This is a genomic window from Streptomyces beijiangensis, from assembly GCF_017315755.1.
GTDB classification, from domain to species: Bacteria; Actinomycetota; Actinomycetes; order Streptomycetales; family Streptomycetaceae; genus Streptomyces; species Streptomyces beijiangensis.
In genome coordinates this window covers 1-329 of sequence record NZ_JAFLRJ010000838.1, presented here as the reverse complement: position 1 = coordinate 329, position 329 = coordinate 1, and the positions used below count along the sequence as shown (strand labels likewise).

General features: G+C 69.9%; 1 protein-coding gene. It reads right to left on the bottom strand.

From position 1 onward, the window contains the following. A partial coding sequence (locus J0695_RS39395; RefSeq protein ID WP_242553754.1) for a PfkB family carbohydrate kinase occupies positions 1–329 on the bottom strand: 329 nt, incomplete at both ends.

Below are 329 nucleotides of genomic sequence, written 5' to 3'. Positions count from 1 at the left end.
CCCGAGGTCCAACTCCCCCTCCTCGATCACCAGATCGGGCGCGACCGGCTGCCGGTAGAAGTACAGCGGAAAGTCGTCCGGCGGAAAGATCTCGCAGAACGTCACCGGCGTCGGCAGGCCGTCCACAGGCGTCACCCACCGGTCGTCCACCCCGAACGCCCGCAGCTCCCGGTGCAGATACTCCCCGAACGGATCCGCCCCCGTCCGCGTGATCACCGCCGTCCGCCGCCCCAGCCGTGCCGCCGCGACCGCCACGTTCGTCGCCGAGCCGCCGAGGAACTTCCCGAAAGTCTCGACCTCCGCCAGTCCCACACCTGTCTGGAGCGGAT